Source organism: Paraburkholderia sp. BR10882, from assembly GCF_040948855.1.
Lineage (GTDB): Bacteria > Pseudomonadota > Gammaproteobacteria > Burkholderiales > Burkholderiaceae > Paraburkholderia > Paraburkholderia nodosa_A.
The window spans coordinates 300279-317401 of sequence record NZ_JBFPKP010000007.1; the positions used below are offsets into that span (position 1 = coordinate 300279).

At 66.4% G+C, this 17123-nt stretch carries 17 protein-coding genes and 2 pseudogenes; 11 read left to right on the forward strand and 8 right to left on the reverse strand.

Annotation, left to right across the window (positions count from 1 at the left end; all coding sequences use genetic code 11):
* Positions 1-313: 313 nt before the first annotated feature.
* The 6 genes from AB3X99_RS20270 to AB3X99_RS20295 all read left to right on the forward strand — a co-directional run bounded on the left by AB3X99_RS20270 (position 314) and on the right by AB3X99_RS20295 (position 4287).
* Positions 314-865: a hypothetical protein gene (locus AB3X99_RS20270; RefSeq protein ID WP_368604828.1), complete on the forward strand. Its 552-nt coding sequence runs from the start codon at positions 314-316 to the stop codon at positions 863-865.
* Positions 855-1601 (forward strand): acetoacetyl-CoA reductase, encoded by a 747-nt coding sequence (gene phbB, locus AB3X99_RS20275; RefSeq protein WP_368617932.1) that lies wholly within the window; start codon positions 855-857, stop codon positions 1599-1601. Before AB3X99_RS20270 ends, phbB begins: the two co-directional genes overlap by 11 nt.
* Before the next feature lie 252 nt (positions 1602-1853).
* Positions 1854-2285, forward strand: coding sequence for an Hsp20/alpha crystallin family protein (locus AB3X99_RS20280; RefSeq protein WP_368617933.1), 432 nt, complete (start codon positions 1854-1856; stop codon positions 2283-2285).
* Positions 2286-2521: 236 nt separating this feature from the next.
* Complete coding sequence (locus tag AB3X99_RS20285; protein WP_368617934.1) at positions 2522-2734, forward strand: hypothetical protein; 213 nt, start codon at positions 2522-2524, stop codon at positions 2732-2734.
* Positions 2735-2892: 158 nt separating this feature from the next.
* A complete protein-coding gene (locus AB3X99_RS20290) occupies positions 2893-3054 on the forward strand; it encodes a hypothetical protein (RefSeq protein ID WP_368617935.1) in 162 nt (53 codons plus the stop codon).
* Positions 3055-3297: 243 nt separating this feature from the next.
* Complete coding sequence (locus AB3X99_RS20295) at positions 3298-4287, forward strand: hypothetical protein (protein ID WP_368617936.1); 990 nt, start codon at positions 3298-3300, stop codon at positions 4285-4287.
* A gap of 68 nt (positions 4288-4355) precedes the next feature.
* Here AB3X99_RS20295 and AB3X99_RS20300 read toward each other — a convergent pair whose 3' ends face one another.
* On the reverse strand, positions 4356-5225 hold the full coding sequence (locus AB3X99_RS20300) for an SH3 domain-containing protein (protein WP_368617937.1): 870 nt from the start codon (positions 5223-5225) through the stop codon (positions 4356-4358).
* Between the two features lie 271 nt (positions 5226-5496).
* Between AB3X99_RS20300 and AB3X99_RS20305 the strand changes: the two genes are divergently transcribed.
* The gene (locus AB3X99_RS20305; RefSeq protein WP_069262390.1) at positions 5497-6819 is read left to right on the forward strand and encodes a TIGR00366 family protein; all 1323 of its coding nucleotides are present in this window, start codon (positions 5497-5499) and stop codon (positions 6817-6819) included.
* A gap of 33 nt (positions 6820-6852) precedes the next feature.
* On the opposite strand, the gene AB3X99_RS20310 is transcribed toward AB3X99_RS20305, so the two are convergent.
* On the reverse strand, positions 6853-7224 hold the full coding sequence (locus tag AB3X99_RS20310) for a DUF488 domain-containing protein (protein ID WP_368617996.1): 372 nt from the start codon (positions 7222-7224) through the stop codon (positions 6853-6855).
* Between the two features lie 42 nt (positions 7225-7266).
* Positions 7267-7884, reverse strand: a pseudogene (locus tag AB3X99_RS20315) (uracil-DNA glycosylase family protein); the annotation flags it as partial.
* A gap of 193 nt (positions 7885-8077) precedes the next feature.
* Between AB3X99_RS20315 and AB3X99_RS20320 the strand changes: the two are divergent.
* From AB3X99_RS20320 to AB3X99_RS20335, 4 genes and pseudogenes are all read left to right on the forward strand, one after another.
* On the forward strand, positions 8078-9136 hold the full coding sequence (locus AB3X99_RS20320; RefSeq protein WP_176732819.1) for a patatin-like phospholipase family protein: 1059 nt from the start codon (positions 8078-8080) through the stop codon (positions 9134-9136).
* On the forward strand, positions 9133-10620 hold the full coding sequence (locus AB3X99_RS20325) for a GntP family permease (protein ID WP_368617938.1): 1488 nt from the start codon (positions 9133-9135) through the stop codon (positions 10618-10620). Before AB3X99_RS20320 ends, AB3X99_RS20325 begins: the two co-directional genes overlap by 4 nt.
* Before the next feature lie 91 nt (positions 10621-10711).
* Positions 10712-12256 (forward strand): hopanoid C-3 methylase HpnR, encoded by a 1545-nt coding sequence (hpnR, locus tag AB3X99_RS20330; protein WP_069261950.1) that lies wholly within the window; start codon positions 10712-10714, stop codon positions 12254-12256.
* A 61-nt stretch (positions 12257-12317) separates the two neighbouring features.
* Positions 12318-12503: pseudogene (locus AB3X99_RS20335) on the forward strand (hypothetical protein); the annotation flags it as partial.
* Between the two features lie 78 nt (positions 12504-12581).
* Here the strand turns inward: AB3X99_RS20335 and AB3X99_RS20340 are convergent.
* From AB3X99_RS20340 to AB3X99_RS20360, 5 genes are all read right to left on the reverse strand, one after another.
* Positions 12582-13349 carry a DUF4410 domain-containing protein gene (locus tag AB3X99_RS20340; RefSeq protein ID WP_342946083.1) on the reverse strand — a complete coding sequence of 256 codons (768 nt, stop codon included), beginning with the start codon at positions 13347-13349 and terminating at the stop codon, positions 12582-12584.
* A gap of 189 nt (positions 13350-13538) precedes the next feature.
* Complete coding sequence (locus AB3X99_RS20345) at positions 13539-14936, reverse strand: ATP-binding protein (RefSeq protein WP_342946084.1); 1398 nt, start codon at positions 14934-14936, stop codon at positions 13539-13541.
* Positions 14936-15649, reverse strand: a complete 714-nt coding sequence (locus AB3X99_RS20350; RefSeq protein ID WP_342946085.1) for a response regulator — start codon at positions 15647-15649, stop codon at positions 14936-14938. Before AB3X99_RS20350 ends, AB3X99_RS20345 begins: the two co-directional genes overlap by 1 nt.
* Positions 15650-15665: 16 nt before the next feature.
* The gene (locus tag AB3X99_RS20355; RefSeq protein WP_069262388.1) at positions 15666-15971 is read right to left on the reverse strand and encodes a hypothetical protein; all 306 of its coding nucleotides are present in this window, start codon (positions 15969-15971) and stop codon (positions 15666-15668) included.
* 102 nt (positions 15972-16073) lie between these two features.
* On the reverse strand, positions 16074-17051 hold the full coding sequence (locus AB3X99_RS20360) for a hypothetical protein (protein WP_368617939.1): 978 nt from the start codon (positions 17049-17051) through the stop codon (positions 16074-16076).
* Positions 17052-17123: the final 72 nt, after the last annotated feature.

Here is a 17123-nt window from a genome sequence, read left to right on the forward strand (position 1 = left end):
GTCGCGAAATACCCGCGATGACAAGCCTGGTGTTGACTCGCTGCGCATCAGGTATCTCGAAATGTGACGTCGATCAAGCGACAAATCGCCCATTCGTCGCGCGGGACGCCGTCTTCCTGCCTATGATGTTGGCTTGAGTCGGCCGTCTTGCGAACATACGGCACTCCGAAGCATCCCGTTCCCCATCGTCGCGCGTGAAGCGCTTTCATTTCGCTCGCCGCAGCCCGCGTCCCGTCGCGGTCCACCGCGGTCTCTTTGGCAGCAAACGCATCCGGCCGCGCCGGGCGAAAGCTACATAAGGAGGAGATTGACCATGGCAACCGCTTCCCATCCCTCATTCGACGCCGCCTCGCCCGGCAACGCGATGGGCGCCTCATTCGACACGTACCGTGCCAACACGTCGGCCGCGTTGCGCCTGCTCGTCGGGCAGCAGCAATGGCGCGAGCAGTTGCTGAAGCTGGAGCAGCGCCGCATCGCGCGCGACCGCGAGGCGGTCGAGGGCCTGCTCGAATCGCTGCGCACCGCGCGCGACTGGACCGATTTCGCGGTCGCCACGCAATCGGTCTGGCGCGACTATCTCGGCGCGAGCACCACGCTCTGGCAAGAGGGCGTCGCGGCGGCGATGCAGAGCGCGAGCACGTGGTCCGACAGTGCGCGCGACTTCACGCAGCAGTGGCAGGAGGCCTGTGCGGGCGCGCAAGCCAGCGCAGCCAAGGTGCCGGGTGCGCTGCCGATGCGCGAGTGGATGAACGCCTTCGAGCGCGCAATGAGCAGCGCCGCCAATGGTGCAGTGCATCCGGGCAAGGCGGCGGGCGCAGGCCGTGCGCAGGGCGCGAGCGCGGGCGGAGGCCAGCATGGCCACTAAGCGCGTTGCTTTCGTCACGGGCGGCATGGGCGGACTCGGCGAGGCGATCAGCCGGCGCCTGCACGATGCGGGCATGACCGTCGCCGTCTCTTGCTCGGCGGCGAACACGCGCGCCGATGCCTGGATTGCCGCCGAACGCGCGGCGGGCCGTGAATTCGGCTGCCACCAGATGAACGTCGCCGACTACGAGGCCTGCGAGCGCGCGGCGCAGCAAGCGCTCGACGATCTCGGCCAGGTGGACGTGCTCATCAACAATGCGGGCATTACGTGCGACCGCAGCTTCGTGAAGATGTCGAAATCCGATTGGGACTCCGTGCTGCGCACCGATCTCGACGCGCTCTTCAACGTGACGAAGCCGTTCCTGCCCGGCATGATCGAGCGCGGCTTCGGGCGCATCATCAATATCGGCTCGGTCAACGGCTCGCGCGGCGCTTTCGGGCAGACCAACTATTCGGCGGCGAAAGCGGGCATGCATGGCTTCACGAAGGCGCTCGCACTGGAAGTGGCGAAGAAAGGCGTGACGGTGAACACCGTGTCGCCGGGCTACCTCGCCACGCAAATGGTGGAAGCCGTACCGAAAGATGTGCTGGATGCGCGCATCCTCCCGCAGATTCCAGTAGGCCGTCTCGGGCAACCGAACGAGGTCGCGGCACTCGTGGCATTCCTCTGTTCGGACGATGCGGCGTTCATCACCGGCGCCGATATCGCGATCAACGGCGGCATGCACATGCAATGACGCGCCGCGCGGCGACACAAAAATTTCGCGCGCGGCAAAAAACGGGTCTTGCAAACGCGCGAGGCGCCTTCATGTTGGAACGGTAAGCGGCGGCGACCGCGCCGCGCGAGCGGCGCGCTTCGTTGCAGGCGATTCCCGGACGTCGGCCGCAGAGGTGTCATGCGCCTGTGCGAGTTGATGGGGGAACTTAGGAATCCGACGCAACGCCGTCGTTGTGTGGACACGAAAAACGTTCTGCCCATGGAGGCATCAATGAGCACTATCTCGCGTTACGATCCGTTTTCGATGGAAGGTGTGCCCGATCTGTTTCACGGGCTGTTCCGGCCGTTGCGTGCTACGAGCGGCGCGGAAGGGCAAGCGGCCAGTATCCGGATCGACGTGACGGAAGACGAGGCCGGTTTCACGGTGAAGGCTGAAATGCCCGGCGTCGACCGGAAAGACATCGACGTGAAGATCGATGGCAATCTCGTTTCGATTGCCGCGAAAGTCGAGCGCGGCAGCGAACTGAAGGAAGGTGAGCGCGTGGTGCGTCGCGAGCGCTATGCGGGCAGCGTGAGCCGCGCGTTCACGCTCGCCGCGGAAATCGACGATGCAACGGCGGGCGCGCAATACAAGGATGGCGTGCTGACGCTGACGCTACCGAAGCGGGCCGCAAGCGCCAGTAAGCGCCTCGAAATCAACTAAGGGCGAGAGGCTGTAAGCGGGCGGCGCGCAGACTGCATATCGTGCAGCTGCGCGCCGCTTTCTTGCTTCGGACACCGGCGCGTAACACAGCGAAACATGGCTGTAGCGAAACTGTACGATTGACTCGCTATGCTGGGGTGACTCAAGCCCACGGCCCTTCGGTCGATTGCTTTTTCGGGCATGTGGCTGGAATCGGCGCTTGCGCCTCGACTCCGGCCAACAACTGGAGAGACCTGATGCTCAGTCACCACGAACTAGCGACCCTGCTGCTGATCCGTGATGCGGACGCGCCGATTCAAATGATCGATTCCGATTTCCTTGCGCTGCAGCGCTATCGTCTCGTCGAAATGGACGAGGCGGCCGGCGACCCCACGCTGCGCCTCACCACCCGCGGTCGCGAACTGCTGCGGCGACTCACCCACGACGAGGGCGGCGAGCCCACTATTTGAGCGGCCGCCGCGAGCCGCTCTTGCGTATCAAGGCGTGTCAAGAGCGTTTCATCGAGCGCTACGCCCGTTACATCCGTGTAATACGTCGCGGAACGCTCTGCGATACAGTGCTGGCTTTTGATTCCCACCACGCTGTTTCCATACGCAAGAGCCGAGTCATGAACGCCGTTGCCAAGCCCGCTGTCCGCCTGTTTGCCCTGATTTCCTGCGCCGCGCTTTTCGCGCCGCTCGCTGCTGTCGCCCAACCGTATCACCACGAGGTGTGTCACGTCGAGCACGTCCACCATCACGCTGAGCGCGTCTGTCATCACGTGCGCTGATATTGCACCGCTTGCAAAGCTGAATGCAGGAAGACGCCGCACTTTTTGTGCGGCGTTTCTTTTTTATTCATGTAATTAGGATGGCAAAATAAATATCAGAAATTTGTGCTACGTCATGTCGTAATTAATTGAAAGAGTGGGTTTGCACAAAAAATGTCGCGTCGCGGTATGCTCCGCGTTCCGTTGCATACGTTTTCCTTGCAGCGAGTCACGTTATCCCAACCGCAAGGCCAAACGCACGCAATGAAAAACATCACGTCGCTAGCCGCAGCCGGTGTTGTCGGCAGCGCGCTCGCCTTGGCTTCGGGGTCAGTTTGCGCGCAGGAATTCACGCTCTACACAGGGCCGCTCAAAAGCGGCGCCGATCATACCTATTCGTGGCAAATGGATTACACGGAGGGTTTCGGCCAGTATTTTGCCGGCAGCATTGCCTGGCTCAACGAAGGCCATATTCCGGATCATCACCGCGACGGCCAGGCCATCCAGGCGTGGGCGCGTTTGCCGCTCGCGCAGCGCCGCTTCGTATTCGCACTGGGTGTCGGGCCGTATCGCTATTTCGATACCGAGGCCGCGTCACAGGGTCAGGGCTGGTCAGATACGCACGGCTGGGGCGTGCTCTACAGTGCGCGCGCCACGTGGTACTCCACGCATCGCTGGACAGCGAACCTGCAGCTCAACCGCGTGCAAGTGTCGCGCGGGCCATCGACGACATCGCTCATGCTGGGCGTGGGCTATCAGCTCGACGCGCCCGGCACACCAGGGCCGCGCGATTTCGCGCTGCCGCGCACGCAGAAAGTGACGAACAACGAGATCACGCTGATGGCGGGCGAGACGATCCTCAACAGCCTCGAATCGCAGACATCGGCGGCCGAGGCAATCGAGTACCGGCGCGGCATTAATTCCTTTCTCGACGCCACAGTGGGATATCTGCACGAGGGCAATGGCATCTCGGCGCGGCGCGATGGCGCGACGGCGCAAATCTGGCTCACGCGCGCGTTCTTTGACGAGCGTCTCACGCTCGGGTTCGGCGCGGGCCTCTACGCGGCGATCCATCACGGCGAGCATCCCGACGAGCGTGATACCGGCGATGGGGTTCTCTCGGGGCTCGTCTCCGTTTCGGCTTCCTATCGCTTGACGCAGCACTGGGCGGCGCGCGTCACCTGGAACCGCGTGGTCACGCGCTATAGCCGCGATACGGACGTGATCCTGGGCGGTATCGGCTACCGGTTCTGAGCGATGGTGAAGTAGCCAGCGCGGGCACGCCTTGCGTCGGCATGGACTTGCCCGCGCTAATCGCGACGTTAGCTACCCTGAGGCGGACGGCCACCGCCGCCGCCAGCTCCGCCACCGCCTCCCGGTCCGCCACCACCACCGCCGCCACCAGTCCCGCCACCAGTCCCGCCACCACCGCCACCACCGCCACCACCGCCACCACCGCCACCTCCCTGCGGTCGATTATTCCCGCCGCCGGACGGCCGCCCACCGCCTTGCCCCTGAGGCCGGCCGCCGCCCTGGCCGGGCGGACGGGCATTCCCTTGACCAGGCGGACGGGCATTTCCTTGTCCCGGCGGCCGCGCGTGCCCTTGTCCGGGCGGCCGCGCGTTGTTATTGCCGGGGCCCGCGCCGGGTGGCCGGTTTCCCTGTCCCGCGTTGTTGTTGGGCGGCCGATTCCCGCCGCCCTGGTTGGGCGGCCGTGTGCCGCCCGGCGGACGACCGACGGGCGGACGCGGCCGCACGGGCGGCGGCGGCAGAGGTCGTGGCCCTGGATGGCGCGCCCAGCGCGATTGATTGGAGTACCACGGCCGGTCGCGGTAGTGCATGCCCCAGTACGCGCCGAGCGAGAACGTCACGATAGGCAGACCGATGCGCGGGCCATAGTTCATCACCGGCACGCGTTGTCCTTGCCACGGATAGCTGATGAAGGTGCCGTAGACCCAGCCTCGCAGGCCCGGAAAACCGATGTCGCACCAGCTAAAGCCCGCGACGCAGCCCCATACCGTCACTGCCACGCCACCCGGAATCTGCGCGACGATAGGAAAGTCGGCTGCGGGTCCTGCGTAGATGTTGACGGTCTGATTCGTGAATGCCTGCGACTGGGCGTGCGCGGGCGGAGTAGCCACGAATATGCCGGCTAGCGTGGCGAGCACGACACCGAGAAACTGCTTGCGCATTGCTGCCTCCCGCTGGGTGGAATCACCCGGACATTTATTGAGATAGCAACCATAACGGTAGCAGATAAGGCTTTTAGGGCGCGTCGAGGCATGTAACGGCTTATTTCGTGCGGGTGCGCGCGCACCGGTCAGGCGCAGCGTTCAGCACGCATTTGGCCAATTGTCGGCGTGGCGCACGCAGTATGCCGCGCTGTGCAAAAATCGCGGCCTCGGTTCGCAAAGAAGAAAACAGGCGGCCGATTCCGTATCAGCAGACGAGGAGCAGACCACCGTGATTCAGCGTATTTCCCACTTCTTTACCGGCGTAGTGCATCGGATCCTGCCGGACCCGCTCATCTTCGCCATTCTCCTCACCGTCGTGACCTTCGTGCTGGCGTTCGCGCTCACGCCGCAGCCGCCTGAAGCGCTCGTCTTGATGTGGGGTTCGGGCTTCTGGAACCTGCTCGCGTTCGCGATGCAGATGGTCCTGATTCTCGTCACCGGCCACGCGCTTGCCAGCTCCGGCCCGGTCAAGCGCATGCTGGTCGCGCTGGCGAGTTGCGCGCGCACGCCGGGCCAGGGCGTGATGCTGGTTGCATTCGTGGGCGCAATTGCCTGCGCGATCAACTGGGGCTTCGGGCTCGTGCTCGGCGCGATGTTCTCGCGCGAAGTGGCCCGGCGAGTGCGCGGCGCGGATTATCGGTTGCTCGTTGCCGCCGCGTACATGGGCTTTCTCACGTGGCACGGCGGCCTTTCCGGCTCGGTGCCGCTCGTCGCGGCCACGAAGGGCAATCCGATGGAAAAGGCCGTCGGCCTGATTCCGGTCTCGCAGACCATCTTCACGGGCTATAACGCGTTCATCACGCTCGGACTGATCGTGCTGCTGCCGATTCTCGTGCGTCTCATGATGCCGAAGCCCGAAGATGTCGTCTCGGTCGACCCCGCGCTGCTCGAAGACCCGCCGAGCGTCGAGCGCAAGCTCGGCCCGGATGCGACCTTCGCCGAGCGCATCGAGGAAAGCCGCGCGCTCGCGCTGCTGGTGGCGGCACTGTGCTTCGTGTTCCTCGGCTTCCGCTTTCACACGAAGGGCTTTGCGCTCGACATCGACACCGTGAACCTCGTGTTTCTCGCGGCGGGCCTCGTGCTGCACAAAACGCCGATGGCCTACGCGCGCGCCGTGGCCGGCGCCGCAAAGGGCGCCTCGGGCATCATGATCCAGTTCCCGTTCTACGCGGGCATTCAGGCGCTCATGGACCACTCGGGTCTCGCGGGCGTCATTACGAAGTGGTTCGTCGATATCGCGAACGTGCACACGTTTCCGCTGCTCGTGTTTCTCAGCTCGGCGGTGATCAACTTCGCGGTGCCTTCGGGCGGCGGCCACTGGGTCGTGCAGGGGCCGTTCGTGATGCCGGCGGCGCAGGCGCTGGGCGCGGACCTCGGCAAGTCGGCGATGGCGATCGCTTACGGCGAGGCATGGACCAACATGGCGCAGCCTTTCTGGGCGCTGCCCGCGCTCGCGATCGCCGGCCTCGGCGTGCGTGACATCATGGGTTACTGCGTGACCACGTTGCTGTTCTCGGGCGTCGTATTCGTCGCGGGGATGTATCTCTTCTGAGCGTGAAACGGGCGGGGCGCGAGCCCCGTCCGGTCATTTGTGCCCGGTGGCGTGCTTCGCCAGAAAGTCGCGCAGCACGATTGCGTGATTGCGCTGCGTGTCGTGGGAGCCATAGAGCAGGGTGATGTGCCCGTTCCCGGCCGCTTCGGCGAGCGGCCGCCAGGCGTCCGGATTGGCGTTCAGCTCGGCCAGATAGCGCTTCCTGAATTCGGTCCACTGCTCCGGGTCCTTGTGGAACCATTGGCGCAGTTCGGTGCTCGGCGCCACCTCCTTGAGCCACTCCACGTTCGCGAGCTTTTCCTTGCTCAGGCCGCGCGGCCACAGCCGATCCACCAGATAGCAGTGGTGTCCCTGCTCGGGCAGCGGTTCGTAGACACGCTGGATATCGATTGCCGGGTTCGTCATCGTCGGCTCCTTTTTAGTGGTGTGCGCGTGGCGGCCTTCAGGTGCCAGCAATGCTTTTACGCGCGCCTGCAGCGCGGGCAGGACGTCGAGTTCGAACCACGGGTGGCGCTTGAACCACGCCTGATTGCGTGGCGACGGATGCGGCAGCGGCACGAAATTGGGTGCATAGTCGCGCCAGGCCGCCACCGTCTCGGTGAGCGAGCCGCGGCGCTCGCTGCCGAGAAAATAGCGCTGGGCATACTGGCCGACGAGCAGGGTCAGGCGCACGCCGCGCAACTGCTTGACGAGCCGCGCGTGCCACAGTGGGGCGCATTCCGGGCGCGGCGGGTTGTCTCCGCCCCCGCCGCGGCCGGGGTAGCAAAAGCCCATCGGCACTAGCGCGACCTGGGCGGCGTCGTAGAACGTTTCGCTGTCGACGCCGAGCCACGCGCGCAGCCGTTTACCGCTCGCGTCGTCCCACGGCACGCCCGAGGCGTGGACCTTCGCGCCCGGCGCCTGGCCGACGATCAGCAGGCTTGCCGTATCGCTTGCCTGCAGCACAGGGCGCGGCCCGAGCGGCAGCGCGTCGGCGCAGGCATGGCAGGCGCGGATTTCGGCGAGCAACGCGGGAAGCGGGCCCGATAGCGAATCCGGCCCGCGAAGCGGATGGGCATTCGACACGGCAAGGCAGGAAGGCGTGGCGGGAGATCCAGTCTACCAAAGGCCCTGGTGCGCCGCTGCGACCGGCCCGCCGCGCGCTGATCGCAGCGCGACTCCAGCGCGTTCGAGCCAGATTGCGCGCTGCGTCATTCTCGTGCGGCCATTTACGCTTTTCCTGTAATCTCGCCCGTGGTCTGTCTGGAACGGAGCCGCAATGCCTGCCGAAGCCGAGACGTCAACCCGCACGACCCGCACCGAGCCCTTGCTCGTCGATCTCGCACTGCAAGGCGGCGGCTCCCATGGCGCATACACATGGGGTGTGCTGGACCGCCTGCTCGAAGAGTCGTGGCTGCAGATCGAAGGCATTTCGGGCACCTCGGCGGGCGCGATGAACGCCGCCGTGCTCGCGAGCGGCCATGCGTTGGGCGGCGCGGCCGGCGCGCGCGAGGCGCTCGAACGCTTTTGGCGCCGCGTGGCCGACGCCGCGCGCTTCAGCCCGTTCCGGCGCGGCCCCGTCGACATCCTGCTCGGGCGCTGGACGCTCGATCATTCACCCGTGTTCGTCGCGCTCGACATGATGGCGCGCGTCGTCTCTCCGTACGACCTGAATCCGGGGCGCGTGAACCCGTTGCGCACGATCCTCGCCGACACCATCGACTTCGACGCGTTGCGCCGCTCGCGCATCAAGCTCTTCGTCACGGCCACGCGCGTTTCCAACGGGCAGGCGCGCGTGTTCCGCAATGCCGATGTCACGCCCGACGCGCTGCTCGCCTCGGCCTGTCTGCCCACGCTCTTTCAGGCCGTCGAGATAGACGGTGAGGCCTACTGGGACGGCGGTTACGCGGGCAATCCGACGATTACGCCGCTGATTCGCGAGACCGATTCGATCGACACGATCCTCGTGCAGGTGAACCCCGTGGAGCGCGGGGGCACGCCGCGCTCGGCGCGCGACATCATCAACCGCGTGAACGAGATCGCGTTCAACTCGCCGCTAATCAAGGAGCTGCGCATGATGGCGCTGCTGCACAAGGTCGCCGACGCAGGCAGCGAGGAGGGCCGCCGCTGGGCGCATATGCGCCTGCATCGCGTGCATAGCGCGAAGCTCGTCACGCTGGGCGCGTCGTCGAAGCTCAACGCAGAGTGGTCGTTCATCACGATGCTGCGCGACGAAGGCCGCCACACCGCCGATGAATTCCTGGCGCAACACGGTGCGCAGCTCGGCGAGGCATCCACGTTCAATTTCGAAGCGCTGCTCGAAGGGGTGCTGCAATGAGCGCGGGCACGCTCGTTATCGGCCTCGGGGGCATGCTCGCGAGTCTCGCGCTGCTGATCTGGCTCGCGTATCGCGGCTGGAGCGTGCTGCTGCTCGCGCCGCTGTGCGCCATGCTGGCCGCGCTCATTTCCGGCGAGCCGGTGCTCGCGCATTGGACGCAAACATTCATGTCGAGCACGGGCCGTTTTCTCGCCCAGTTCTTTCCGCTCTTCCTGCTCGGCTCGCTGTTCGGCAAGCTGATGGAAGACAGCGGCTCGGTGGACGCCGTGGCGCGCCTCATGATCGACAAGTTAGGCACGCGTCATGCACTCGTGGCCGTGGTGCTGGGCGGCGCGCTCGTCACCTATGGCGGCGTGAGCCTGTTCGTCGCGTTCTTCGTGCTCGCCCCCATGGCGCAGGCGCTGTTTCGCTCCGCCGATATCCCGCGCCGCCTGATGCCCGCTGCGATCATGCTCGGCACGGCGACGTTCACGATGTCGGCGCTGCCCGGCACGCCCGCGCTGCAAAACGCCATTCCGATGCCGTTCTTCGGCACGACGCCGTTCGCGGCGCCGGGCCTTGGCGTGATCGCGAGCCTCGTGATGGCGGGCTTCGGCCTCTGGTGGCTCGGGCGCGCGGCGGCGGCGGCGCGGCGCAACGGCGAGGGCTTTGTCGAGCCCGATAACGGCGGCGCCGATGACGAAGAGCGCGGCAAGTCCTCGCTCGTGCGCGAGCGCGCGAGTCTCGCCCAAGCCTTCGATCCCGCCGAGATCGGCGGCGCGGCTGTACCGGACCATGCGGGGCCGCCGTCGCCCTTCGTCGCGCTCGCGCCGCTCGTGGTCGTCGTGGCGATGAACTTCGTCATGAACGTCGTGGTGTTCCCGCGCATCGACGCGTCGTATCTCGCCGAACCGCGCTGGGGTTCGACCACGCTTTCGGCGGTGGCGGGCGTGTGGGGTGTCTCGGTTGCACTCGCACTCGGCATCATCGTGCTGGTGGCGCTCAATCGCGGGCGGCTCGGCGCGCTACGCGAGAGCGTCGATGCGGGCGCCAACGCGTCGGTGTTGCCGGTGCTGAGCGTGGGCAGCCTCGTGGGCTACGGCGCCGTGATTGCCGCATTGCCCGCGTTCGAGGCCGTGCGCGACTGGGTGCTCGGCATCGGCGGCGGCCCGCTCGTCTCGCTCGCCGTGGCCACGAACCTGCTCGCCGGGCTCACGGGCTCGGCCTCGGGCGGGTTGACCATCGCGCTCGACGCGCTCGGTGGCACCTACATGGAGCTCGCTGCCCAGCATGGCATCGATCCCGCTTTGCTGCACCGCGTCGCCGTGATGTCGTCGGGCACGCTCGACAGCCTGCCGCACAACGGCGCCGTCGTCACGCTGCTGGCCGTGTGCGGCTCGACGCATCGCGAAAGCTACCGCGACCTCGTGGTGGTGAGCATCGTCGGCGCGCTCATCGCGCTCGCCGTCGTGATCGTGCTCGGTTCGCTGTTCGGCAGTTTCTGACTGGCGTTCCTGCGCGAAACACGCCGCGGGGCAGCGATCCGCCAACGCGCGTAGACTCTCGCGAAGCGGCGGCCCTTCGCAAGGAGGCTTCATGAAATTGCTTGCTGTCCACCCGAGCGGACTGATGTACACGCGCGTGTTCCTGCGGCTCGAGCCGCTGGGTCTCGAATCCGTAGCCGGTACGGCGCGCGATGCGGGCCATGACGTGCGCCTGCTCGATCTGCAGGTCGAGACACACCGCGACCTCATGCGCATGGTGCGTGACTGGCAGCCCGAGGCGCTCTGCTTCTCGGGCAACTATCTGGCCAACATTCCCGAGATCATCGATCTCTCGAAGGCCGTGAAGGCCGCGCTTCCCTCGTGTTTCGTCTTCGTCGGGGGCCACAGCGTGTCGTTCACCGCACACGATCTGCTGCGCCATGCCGAAGGCGCGATCGATTGCGTGCTGCGCGGCGAGGGTGAAGCTTCGGTGAACGAACTGCTCGAAGCAGTGTCACGCCGCACCGACCTGCTCGCGGTGCCCGGCGTCCTCACGAGCCACGGATCGGGTCCGCCGCCAGGCTTCGTCGAGAATCTCGATCCGGTGCGGCCCGCGCGCGACCTGCTACGCCATCGCCGCAAGTATTTCATCGGTACGCTCGATCCTTGCGCCTCCATCGAGTTCGCGCGTGGCTGCCCGTGGGACTGCACGTTCTGCAGCGCATGGACGTTCTACGGACGCAGCTACCGCACGCGCAGCCCCGAAGTCGTCGTGGACGAACTGGCGGCGTTGCGCGAGCCGGGCGTATTCATCGTCGACGACGTGGCGTTCGTGCATGCCGAACACGGCATGGCGATCGGCGAGGCGATCAAGCGGCGCGGCATCGACAAGCGCTACTACCTGGAAACGCGTGGCGACGTGCTTCTGCGCAACAAGGACGTGTTCCGTCTGTGGCAGTCCATTGGCCTGAAGTACATGTTCCTCGGTCTGGAGGCGATCGACGAGGCGGGGCTCAAGGCGTTTCGCAAACGGATCAGCCTTGACAAGAATTTCGAGGCGCTCGAATTCGCGCGTTCGTTGGGGATTACCGTCGCGATCAACCTGATCGCCGATCCGGACTGGGACCGCGAACGCTTCGAGACGATCCGCCAGTGGTGCCTGGAGATTCCCGAGATCGTCAATATCAGCGTGAATACGCCATATCCGGGCACGGAGAACTGGCAGCGCGAGGCGCGGCGCCTCACGAGCCTCGACTATCGCCTTTATGACATCCAGCACGCCGTCGTGCCGACGCAGCTTCCGCTGCCCGAGTTCTACGCGGAACTCGTGAGCACGCAGCAGGTGCTCAATCGCAAGCACATGGGCTGGACCGCGCTGCGCGGCGCGGCGGGGCAGGCCACGCATCTGCTATTGCACGGCCAGACCAATTTCGTGCGCATGCTGTGGCGTTTCAACTCGGTGTTCGATCCGCGCCTGCAAATGGCCGACCACGCGCGCGAAGTCCACTACGAGATGACGCCGCCCCCCGGCACGAGCGGCGCGCCGCAGGTCGATATGAAGACCGTCTACATTCACGGCCCCTCCGGCCGCAAGGGCCGCAAGATCGACGACGCCACGGAGAAGTTCGTCGACGAGACACGCATGGGTCTAGGCTGATTGTTCGGCCGGCGCCGTCTTGACGCACACCGGTTGCGCGCGCGTCCTGCCGTCGAGGTTCGACGCGCGCGGCGCCGAATAGCCCGCTGAGCACAACGTCGGCCGTCTCTGCGATGCGAAGCCTGCGCTGAAGTCGTTTTACGAAACGCTCGATCCATGCAACTGCTTCAATCCCGGCATCGGCCATACATCGAAGTTCGCGCGATATCATGAGCCGCAGGCGCAGCGCGAACCGCAGGCGCATTAAACAAAAAGACGGCGGCGGTATCGAACCGTCGCCGTAAAGGGCACGTACCCTCGCGCTGCGCAGCGCGCTTCCTCCGTATCAGCTCTTCGTCGTCGTTGCCATCCAGCCGTTCTGCATGCTGATCTGCGTGATTTCCTTCGCAATCGAGCGGGCCAGCTTGCCGGCATCCGACGAGAGCGTGTCGCGCTTCGCCTCCGAGGCGCCGTGCAGACCGCCGCCCACCACCGCGGCCGTCGCCACATGGCCAGCCGCCGCGCCCACGCCCGCCGTCTCGGCCATGCCAGGCATATGGCCGCTATCCGCCTCCGTCTGGAAGCTCAGGAGCGGTTGCGGTTCTCCGCCGTTGGCGGGCCGGAACAGCACCGCGATCGTCGCGCCCACTTCGCTCTTGCCCGCGCCGAGACCAATCAGCATGCGGCGGCGGCTGCTGCCCGCGTCCATCGTGTCGATGCGGCCTTCCACGATCAGCGCGTTGTGGCCAGCGGGTGCGGGACCGTCCATGCGCACGGCGGGCAGGCCCATTTTCTGAAGTTCGCTCACGAGCTGATCGGCGAGATGCTCGCGCGTTTGCAGCGCGGCCTGCTGTTGCTGCTGCGCCGACGACTCGCCGCTCGTCATCGTCTTGAGCTTGTGCAGCATGCCGGTGCTGTCGAGCTTCACCTGGTCGGCGGCGGCGTCGAACGTATAGACGTAGACGACGTCGGCGTGCAGTTGCGGGAGCGGGCCGTTCGTCTGCACGACCGGCGCGGCCGACGCGCAGCCGCTCGCGAACAGCGCGCCGGCGAGGAACGTGGTGCCCGCGATGCGCTTGGCCTTGTTGACGAGGAAGTTGATGATCGTTTGCATGTCGATGTCCTTTTACCTGAAAGAGTGTCTCGTTTCTGCCGATACTCGCAATTTATTCAGGATGGCGAACTATCGACCAGGGTGCTTCGGCGTCTGGGCTTCGGTTTGTTCTGCTCCGTTGCTCAGGCTCAGGCGCAAGTATGGGGGGAAGGGCGCACGAAATCCACGCGCAAATTATGTCGAGTCATGTCATGGGCGCACGGCCGGCGGCGCGCCGTTCCGACTCGACGAGGGACGGTTCAACGGCAGGCGCACGACGGCTTCGAGGCCGCCGCCTTCGCGGTCGCGGAAGGTGAGCGAGCCGCCGTGCAGCCGAGCGATCCGCTCGACAATGGCAAGCCCGAGGCCCGATCCGCCCGAATGCGTACGGGCGTTCGCGCCGCGGCTGAAGGGCGATTTGAGGCGCTCCAGTTCCTCGGCGCGGATGCCGTTGCCACGGTCGGCAACGATCACGCAGGCGGTGTCGTCGTCGCGCCACGTGCGAATCGTCAGACCTGTGCGGCCATAGTTCACGGCGTTCTGCATGAGATTCATCAGCAGACGCATAACCGCGATGGGCCGGAACGCGAAAACCGGCAATTCACCCTCGTCGAAATCGAATTCATGCCCGAGCCCCGCGAAGTCGGCAACGAGTTGGCCTGCGAGCGCGTTGAGGTCGCCTGGTTGCGGCGCTTCGCGCTCGCCGCTGCCTGCGTAGTCCATGAACTGCTGGAGGATCGTGTCGATCTGGTCCAGATAGCTCTCGGACGAGGCCACGAGCGCATCGTTGCTGCCGCGCGGCAGCGCCATCGCAATCGCAAGGCGCAGTTTCGTGAGTGGCGTGCGGATGTCGTGCGAGACGCCGGCCAGCATCAGCGCGCGCGTGGCCTCAGCCTGCTTCAGCGCTTCGGTCATCTGGTTGAAGGCGCGGCTCACCTGGGCGATTTCGGTCGGGCCGTTGGTCGGCAGTGGCGGCGGCGTCTCGCCTGCGCTCACGCGCCGCGCCGCGCGCGCGAGTTTGCGCAGCGGGCGGTTGATGTGGCGCTGCAACAGGTAGCCGGTGAGCGCGGCGAGCAGCGCGAGCGCGGCGGAGAGGATCAACGCCGTAGTGATGCCGCTCGCTCGCGCGTCGGCGGTCACCGGCAGGGCGATCCAGACCGGTTCGCCCGCTGCGTGAAGGCGGATCCACAGGCGCTCCTGCGCGGCTTCGCCAGCTGCGGCAGGTGCGGTCTCGTCGTGACTCGCGTCCCAGCGCACCAGCAACTCGGGCGGCAGATGGCTTTGCAGCGCTTCGACGAACACGTCGCGCTGCCAGGTGCGGAAAAAGTCGACGAGACCCGGCTGCGCCTCGCTCGACGCTTGTGGCGGCGCCGCACGGCGCGCATCGAACCGCGCGGCCGCCGCGCGCCCTTCGTCGGGTGGCATGGACGCGAGCGTGGTGTCGAGCAGCTTGACGTAATCGGCGAAGATGATCGAGGCGCGCTCGATGCGCGGGCGCTGCACGAAGTGCAGCAGGACGACGAGCGAGCAGATCTGCGAGAGCGCGACGAGCGCCACCAGCAGCGCGATGTTGCGCGAGAGCAGCGAGCGCGGCAGCCGCAAGCGCATTACGATTCGACGCCGGCCACCAGCATGTAGCCGATGCCCCAGACGGTCTTGATGAAGCGCGGCTTGGCGGGATCGTCCTCGACGATCTGGCGCAGGCGCAGGATCTGCACGTCCACGCTGCGGTCGAGCGCGCTGTGGTCGCGTCCGCGCGCGCGGGCGAGCAGGTTCTCGCGGCTCACAGCGCGATTCGGCGACGAGCCGAGCGCGTGAAGCAGCAGCATCTGCGCCGAGTGGACTTCGATGGGCGTGCCGTCGCGGTAGAGCGTTTGTTTGCCAACGTCGAACTGAAAGTCGCCGAAGCGCAGCATTTGCGAGGTGACCGTGGGCTCGCCCGAGGCCATCTTCTGGCGACGCAACAGGGCGCGAATGCGCGCGACCAGTTCGTCGGGGAGAAACGGCTTGGCGAGATAGTCGTCGGCGCCGGTTTCGAGGCCGATCACCTTGTCGGCGGCATCGCCTTTCGCGGTGAGCATGAGGATCGGCAGCGTCTGGCCTTCGGCGCGCAGGCGTCGGCATACGGTGAGGCCGTCTTCGGGCTCCATCATGAGATCGAGCACCAGCAGGTCGTAGGGCTCACGCTGGAGCAGGCGGTCGAGGCGCTTGCCGTCGGCGACGGCGCGTACCTCGAAACCCTGGCTCGTGAGAAAGCGCTGCAGCATGTTGCGCAGTTCGGCTTCGTCGTCGAGCACGATGATCCTGTTTGCCTGCTCCATGTGACGCCTCCGGCGTTCATCGGGCTGCTGCGCGCGCTCGCATGAAGTCCTCGATCTGCGCGAGGGTGACAAAGCCGGCTTTTTGCGTGTCGATTTCGTCGAAGTGCTGCGCGACCTTCGGCATACCCGCCTGCGCCTGCTCGCGCGTGAGCTTGCCGTCGTGCGTCGTGTTCGCGGCGGCGAAACGCCCTTGCAGCTGCGCCATCATGCGTTCGACGCGCGCGCTGTCGCCTGAGCCGTCCGGCAAGGCCTGAGCCGATGCCGGCACGCAAACCGCTGCTGAAACGATACACAAAACGAGGGCAGCGATCATCTTCTTCATGGTGTTCTCCGTGAGGTGGCCGACGAAGCTCGCCGGCCGGTTGATCAAGCGAATGAGGCGGGCGGCTGCGGGTCATGCGAATCCACAGCCGCCGGTGATGGTTCAGGCCCAGTGAGCAGGGACCCACACGCGGCCGACCCAGTGGCCGGGAATCCACACGGCGGGGCGCGGGGCGATGTACACGGCGCGCGGCAGCGGCTGGCCCACATAGACGACCTTGGGTGCCGGCGGCGCCACGTAGACGACCTTCGGTGCGGGAGGCGCGACATAGACGGTCTTCGGTGCAGGAGTCGCGACATAAACCGTCTGCGGTGCAGGTGCGGGCGCGACGACGACCGTCTTGGGGGCGGGCGGCGGCGGGGCGACATACACCGTGGTGCTGGGCGGCGGCGGCGTGACGACGACCGGCGCGGGCACGGGGACCGGGGCGCCGACGACGGCGACCGTCGTGCCCGAGGTCGTTACCGTGCCGGTGGTCACGGTGCCGCCATGGACAACGGTCGTGCCGCCGCCCGTGGTCACCACGCCGGTTCCGACGCCCGTGGCGCTGCCCGAGTGGTAGACGCTGCCGCCCTGCGTGCCGGTGACGGTGCCCGCGCGATTGCACGTGTTGCCCGCGCAGCTCGTGGACGCCGAGTGCCCGTAGGTGTTGCCGTTGCCCGTCGTGACCGTGCCCGTCGACGAGTACTGGCCCGGCGCCGTGCGCGTCACGCTGCCCGCGGTGCTCGCGCTGCGGCCATCCGAGCCGTTGAGCGAGCCGGTGTGCGAGCAGGTGCCGCCCGCGCAGCTCGTATCGCCCGAATGCTGGACCGAGCGGCCGTTCGGACCGTAGGCCGTGCCGCTGTTGCTGAACTGGCCCGGCGCGGTGCGGGTGACGGAGCCGCTGTTGGTGGCGACGCCGCCCCAGGGACCGGCCACGCCGCCCGCATGCGAGCAGGTGCCGCCGCTGCAGGAACCGTAGTGCGCGCCGTTGTACGTGCCGTGCGGCGTGTATGCCGTGCCGTGGCCGGACCAGCCGGCGAAAGCGGGGGCGCTGGCGAAGCCGATAAGCGCGGCGACGACGAGGGGGAGCGTTTTCATCAGAGGTCCTTGCGGTTCGTTTCGGGAGGCACGCTGCGGCGTGTCAGCGGAACGAACTATAGGGCTGGGCCA